Genomic DNA, 4964 nt, shown 5'->3' on the forward strand with positions numbered 1-4964 from the left:
AGGCCTCGACCACTATCCGGGCACCGACGCGCCGCGCCCTCCCACCACGGCTGCTGCGTCGCCTACACCCTCATCTGGGAAGAGCCGGATTACTACTCCCCTCATAGTCGACTGCAAGGACTATCCCCCCCGAATCCAGGATTCAACTGCCTCAACGAACCCTGAGCGAGTCTTGACTCTCAGGCGTTCAGGAAGCCCGTCACCAGCTCGCGGACCCGCTTGCGGTGGGCCCAGATGAGCCCGCCGGGCGGCAGCACCTCCACCGTCGCGTTGCCCAGGGCCTCGCCCAGCCCACGGGCCACCGAGGCCGGGTGCGCGTCGTCGTCCTCCTGCCCGATGACGAGCACCGGGGCGCTCACCGCGGCCAGGGCGGCCCGGTCGTCGATGGGGTGGGCCCCCGGCAGCGCCCGCAGCGCCGCGGCCGCCCCCGTGCTCAGCAGCGCCTCGGCCTGCTGGCGGCAGAAGGCGCGCACCGCCAGCTGGTCGCGCACCGCCGCGGGCTGGTCGGCCAGCAGCCACGCCTCGAGGGCGTCGGCGTCACCAGCCTCCACGAGCGCAGCCATCCGCTCCATACGGCGCAGCGCGGCGTCCTCGCGTGTGGCGTCGATGACGGCGGGGATCACCAGGACGGCCCGCTCGAAGCGGTCCGGCTGCTCGGCCAGGATCCGCGTGATGGCGCCCGCCCCCATGCTCAGCCCCAACGCGCGGGTGGCCCCGTGGCGGTCGGCCACCGCGAGCAGGTCGGCTGCCAGATGCCCGTAGTCCCAGCCGCCCTCGGGCGCCAGGGAGCGCCCGTGGCCGCGCTGGTGCAGGAACACCGAGCCGCCGACCACCCCGGTGGCGAAGGGCCGGGTGGAGGTGATGCTGCCCGCCAGCCCGTGCGCGTACACGGTCACCGGCTCGCCCCTCCCGGTGGCGAACACCTCCAGCGGCCCCTCCGGCCCGTCCTCGAGGTGCGTCTGCGGGCCGGGCATGCTCACCACAGGCGGCCGGGGGTCTGGGCGTTGGCCAGGATCCCCTCGATGCGCCGTTTGGTGTCGGCCAGGTAGACGCCCGCCACGGTGACCGCGATGAGGCCGAAGAGCGCCAGCGGCGGGAAGGTCGTCCACGACCCCAACGCCACGAGGCTCCCCAGCACCCAGACCTGGTAGGCGCCCAGCAGGGTGCACAGACCAAGCACCACGGCCCAGAAGCCCTTGGTGCGGGCATCCGCGGCCGGGAAGGCGTCCACCCGGGTGGTGAGCACGTGCAGTAGCGCCCGCACCTCCACCACGAGGGCCACCACGGCAAGCACCGCCAGCACCCAGGTCTCGAACCGCAGGATGCTCAGCACGACCATGTCCATCAACGGGCCTCCTCGTCCACGATCCCGGTGGCCACGACCGAGCCGACGGCCCGTCCGTGCCCCATCACCTGCACTGCACCGATGCGGTCCAGGGCCTCGTTCTCCACGCCGGCGGAGCGGAGCAGCTCCACCGCCACCGGCCACAGCGCGCGCTCGGCGCCGTCGGCGACCTTCACCGCCAGGCCCCGACCGTCCGGCAGCCCGAGGGCCAGCACGGCCTCGGCGCCGTCCTTGGCGACCGCGCCGGGCAGCGCACGCATCAGCGCGGTGACCTCGCGCCGGGTCCCGCCCACGTACTGGGGGTTCTCCCGCATCGCGTCGGCCACGTCCCGCTCGGGCCCCTCGGTGGCCGACGCGATGCGGCCGAAGGCCCGCGCGAGTCCCGCCAGCGTCAGGGACATGACCGGGGCCCCGCAGCCGTCCACGGCCACGTGCTCCACGGCGTCGCCCGAGAGGTCCTGGACCGCCTCACGGATGGCCACCTGCAGCGGGTGGGCGGGGTCCAGGTAGGTCTGGGTGCTCCATCCCGCAGCCGCGCACGCCGCGAGCATGCCGGCGTGCTTGCCGGAGCAGTTCTGCGCCAGGGCCGTGGGGCCCTTCCCCGCGGCGAGCCAGTCGGCCCGCACCTGCTCGTCCCCCGGCAGGGTGGGCGTGTTCTGCAGGAAGGAGGCGTCCAAGCCCGCGGACGCCAGCATCTCCAGCACGGCATCGCGGTGGAAGGCCTCGCCGGAGTGGCTCGCACACGCCAGCGCGAGGTGGCGGCCCGAGAGGGCGGCACCGGCGCGCAGCATGCCGACGGCCTGCATCGGCTTGTTGGCCGAGCGCGGGAACATCGGCACGTTCACCGGCCCGACGGCCCGCTCCACCCCTCCGTCCGGCGCGGTGAGGACGGCCAGGCCGTGGTGCACGGACTCCACGAGGTCGCCCCGGACGACGTGGGCGACCACGGGGGCCTCAACGAGGGGGCTGTGGTGCGAGCTGGGAGCGGTCACGCGGCGAGGGTAGTCCAGCCCGCACGCACGACGCGGCCCCGCCCGGTGGGGCGGGGCCGCGTCAGCGGGTCAGCGGATCGCTCAGAAGCGGTCGCGGCCGTCGAGCTGGGCGTCGTCGGCGCCCTCGATCTCGACGCGCTCGCGGCGCAGGCGCTCGGTGACCTGACGGTTCTCGGTGACGACCTTCTTGTTCAGGCCGATCTCCTCCACCGCGTAGACCTCCTTGGAGATCACCGGGTGCTCCTCGACGAGGCGGACCTCGAGCTCGTCGTCGGCGAAGTCCCAGGCGCCCACCGGCTGACCACCGGTGATCTCACGACGCTCGATCTCCACGGACTCGCGCTCCAGCGGCACGGAGATGGTCTCGTCCTCCTCGACCACGAACTTGCGCAGGCGCACGGAGCCGGTCTCGCGACGCTCCTTGCCCACGTTCAGGCGCTCCTCGTGGCGGGTCACCGTGGTGCGCTCGCCGTCGACGGCCAGGCCGCGGTCGGCGGTGCGCTCGTCGGCGTAGCCGGTGGAGGCGGCGGCGGTGGGCACGGCGGTGGTGGCGTCGGTGCCGCGGTCGGCGAAACCGGCGGCCTGGTCGGCCTCCAGGGCGCGCTCGCGCTCCACGTCGATCTCGGACTCCGAGCCGTACTGGCGGTCGTAGTCGGCCTTGGCGGTGGCGTCGCCGGCGGCGAGGCCGGTGCCCGCAGCGGCGCCGGCGGCAGCGCCGTCCCAGCGGCCGAAGTCGGCACCGGTGTTGTCGCGCTCCACGTCGGCGGCCTCGACGCGGTCACCCGCGAAGCCGGTCTCGGTCTGGGTGGTGTCGCCGTCGAACTGCACGCCGTAGTAGCGGTACAGCTCCACCTCGTGCTCGGCGTCCAGGTGCTGACCGGCCTCGATCTGCGGGGCGTCCTTCACCTTGTCCTTGGAGTAGGGCACGGCCAGGCCGCCGTCGGCGATCGTGGCGTCGTCCAGGGGCACGAAGCTGTCGCCGCTGAACATGCCGGTGTTGACCGTGGCCCAGGCGGGCTGGCCGGTCTGGTCGTCCAAGTAGATGTCGCTGATGGACCCGATCTTCTCGTTGCCGGCGCCGAACAGGTCGCCGCCTCGCAGGTCCTGCAGCTGCTCCTTGCTGATCATTGCTGTACTCCTTCGGGCCCGAAGCGCGAGCCGTGTCCGTCTCAGGTCTCCCACCCGGGAGGACCGGGGGGTTCGGATCCACAGTATTTGCGAAAGGTCACGGAACCAACCGCAGGCGTGTGTCCTGTGTCACACAGTACGCCGACCTCAGGGACGGCGACGCCGAGGACGACCACCGGGCGCCACCACCACCTCCTGGGCCGCGGCCGTCGCGTCGACCGTGAGCGTCTCCGCGGGGTCGACCGAGCGCTTCACCACCGCCAGGCCGATGGGGCCCAGCTCGTGGTGGCGGGCCACGCTCGTGAGCCGGCCCACCACCCGGCCGGAGCCCGGCTCCCCGGCCACGGCCCCGGAGCGCACCTCGGCGCCCACGACCGGCAGCTCGTGCCCCGAGCCGTCGAGGTGCAGGAAGACCAGCCGCCGCGGTGGCTGGCCCAGGTTCTGCACCCGCGCCACCGTCTCCTGCCCGCGGTAGCAGCCCTTGCGCAGGTGCACCGCCGTACGGAGCCAGTCCAGCTCGTGCGGGATGGAGCGCTCGTCGACCTCGTCGGCCGCCGGTCGCCAGGCCGCCACCCGCAGGGCCTCCAGCGCCCACCGGCCGGCCAGCGGGCGGTCGCCCACCCAGGCCTCCACCTCGTCGGCGGGCAGCACCACCTCCCGCCACGCCCACCCCTCACCGGGGTGGCGCCCGAGCTCCGGCGCGGTACGCACCGCCGTCTCCCCGACCGGCCCGGGCCAGGGGTCCCGCCACACCGGGGGCTCGCCGGGAAGCCCCTCGGCCGCCACCGGCTCGCCCAACACACGCAGGTCGTCGCTGCGGTCGGCCACCTCGACCCGCAGCATGAACCGCATCGAGTCCAGGAAGGCGGCCAGCGGCGCGGCGTGGCCGGGGTCGGTCGTGATCCAGGTGGTCTCGCCGTCGTCCACCACGTGCAGAACGTGCTCGATGCGGCCCTGCGGGGTGAGGAGGATGGCCTCCGCCGAGTGGTGGGGCGGCAGCCCGGCCAGGTCCTGCGTCACGAGGCTGTGCAGCCACGTGAGGCGGTCCGGCCCGGTGACCGTCACCACACCGCGGTCCCCCAGGTCGACCACGGCCAGCCCCTCCTCGAGGAGCCGCTGCTCCTTGAGCGGGTCACCGTGGTGCAGCGCCACCGGCGAGCCGAGGCGCACCGCGCCGGGCCGTGCGCTGAGTGGGGAGGGCGAGGGGTGGGCGGGGTCTTCAGGGGACGTCTGCGTCATCACACTCCGGCCAACGCGCGCAGGTCGCCGGCCCTTCCCAGCCGGGGCCCCTACTGTGTCCGCCATGAGTACGAAGATCCCGGAGACGACCCGCCAGCGCGGCCACGGCGGGCGCCGTTGGTGGCGCTGGGGGTGCGGCACCGTCGCGGCGCTGTTGGCCCTCCTGCTGGTGCTGGCCGCCGTCTGGGTGTGGCGCGCCAACGACACCCTCGAGAAGAACATCACCGTGGACGACCAGCTGCTGCCATCCACCACCACCC

6 protein-coding genes are annotated in these 4964 nt (G+C 73.9%); 1 reads left to right on the forward strand and 5 read right to left on the reverse strand.

Features of this window, described 5'->3' with window-relative positions; genetic code table 11:
- Positions 1-179: 179 nt before the first annotated feature.
- The 5 genes from CYJ76_RS10745 to ygfZ form a co-directional block, all read right to left on the reverse strand.
- On the reverse strand, positions 180-974 hold the full coding sequence (locus CYJ76_RS10745) for an alpha/beta fold hydrolase (RefSeq protein ID WP_101850079.1): 795 nt from the start codon (positions 972-974) through the stop codon (positions 180-182).
- Between the two features lie 2 nt (positions 975-976).
- Positions 977-1345, reverse strand: coding sequence for a DUF2516 family protein (locus CYJ76_RS10750; protein WP_238138228.1), 369 nt, complete (start codon positions 1343-1345; stop codon positions 977-979).
- Positions 1345-2337: an asparaginase gene (locus CYJ76_RS10755; RefSeq protein ID WP_101850080.1), complete on the reverse strand. Its 993-nt coding sequence runs from the start codon at positions 2335-2337 to the stop codon at positions 1345-1347. The genes CYJ76_RS10750 and CYJ76_RS10755 overlap by 1 nt, the downstream gene beginning before the upstream one ends.
- A gap of 81 nt (positions 2338-2418) precedes the next feature.
- Positions 2419-3465 (reverse strand): DUF2382 domain-containing protein, encoded by a 1047-nt coding sequence (locus CYJ76_RS13120; RefSeq protein WP_101850081.1) that lies wholly within the window; start codon positions 3463-3465, stop codon positions 2419-2421.
- Positions 3466-3612: 147 nt separating this feature from the next.
- The gene (gene ygfZ, locus CYJ76_RS10765; protein WP_101850082.1) at positions 3613-4704 is read right to left on the reverse strand and encodes a CAF17-like 4Fe-4S cluster assembly/insertion protein YgfZ; all 1092 of its coding nucleotides are present in this window, start codon (positions 4702-4704) and stop codon (positions 3613-3615) included.
- 64 nt (positions 4705-4768) lie between these two features.
- Here ygfZ and CYJ76_RS12565 point away from each other — a divergent pair.
- On the forward strand, positions 4769-4964 hold a 196-nt coding region (locus CYJ76_RS12565; protein WP_180802287.1), incomplete at its 3' end, for a hypothetical protein.

The sequence above is a fragment of the Kytococcus schroeteri genome (assembly GCF_002847825.1).
Classification (GTDB): Bacteria; Actinomycetota; Actinomycetes; order Actinomycetales; family Dermatophilaceae; genus Kytococcus; species Kytococcus schroeteri.